1 protein-coding gene and 1 pseudogene are annotated in these 1,007 nt (G+C 70.0%); both read left to right on the top strand.

The features are described from left to right. A partial coding sequence (locus tag ACTWQH_RS32745; RefSeq protein ID WP_443290453.1) for an endo-1,4-beta-xylanase occupies positions 1 to 593 on the top strand: 593 nt, incomplete at its 5' end. Positions 594 to 775: 182 nt separating this feature from the next. Beyond that, positions 776 to 1,007, top strand: a pseudogene (locus ACTWQH_RS32750) (glycoside hydrolase family 6 protein); the annotation flags it as partial.

The raw sequence follows: 1,007 nt of genomic DNA on the forward strand, positions 1-1,007 counted from the left end.
CCAACCTCCAGATCGAGATGGGCGACACCTGGATCGAGGAGGCGTTCGTCGCCGCCGACGCCGCCGACCCCGACGCCAAGCTCTGCTACAACGACTACAACCTCGACGGCATCAACGCCAAGAGCGATGGGGTCTACGCGATGGTCGAGGACTTCCTCGCCCGCGGCGTGCCCATCGACTGCGTGGGGATCCAGACTCACCTCAGCCAGGACTCCGACCTGAGCACCTACCAGGCCAACCTCCAGCGCTTCTCCGACCTCGGCGTGGACGTGCACATCACCGAGCTGGACGTCGGCGGCTCCGGCAGCGCCCAGGCCGACGTCTACCGGACGGTCACCGAGGCGTGCGTGGCCGTCGAACGCTGCGCCGGCATCACCACCTGGGGCATCACCGACAAGTACTCCTGGCGCGGCGACGAGACCCCGCTGCTCTTCGACGCCAACTACCAGAAGAAGGAGGCGTACACCGCGGTCCTCGACGCGCTCAACGCCGCCGCCGGAAGCAACACCGGCCAGGGCAGCGAGCCCGCCACCGCGGCGTACGAGCAGACCGCACGACGCGAGACTGCCCTCGTCTCAGGGCAGATCGCCTGAGCGCTGACGCCGACCGACCAACCCAGCTGCCCGGGGCGGGCCGCTCGCGAGGGTCTCGCGTTACGCCACGCGGCGGGGCGTCCCGCCCCCGGGGGCAGGGCAGCAGGGTCGGGCAGCAACGGCCCGAAGACAGGCCACCGAAGAAGGATCCACCGGAGAAACCCTTCGAAGGAAGGACTGCAATGAGCCGCACCAACCACCTCCAACACCGCCGTAGGAGGCGGCCCGTGATGTTCACGGGCGCGCTCATCGGCGCTGTGGCGATCACGGCGGGCACCGTCAGCCTCGCGTCCGCCGAGGAGGAGCCGGCGCCGGTGCAGCGGGTGGAGAACCCGTATGAGGGTGCCGATGTGTACGTGAACCCGGACTGGTCCGCCAACGCCGAGGCGTCCGGCGGGTCGGCGGTCGCCGACC

This window comes from Streptomyces sp. 6N223 (assembly GCF_052246635.1).
GTDB lineage: Bacteria > Actinomycetota > Actinomycetes > Streptomycetales > Streptomycetaceae > Streptomyces.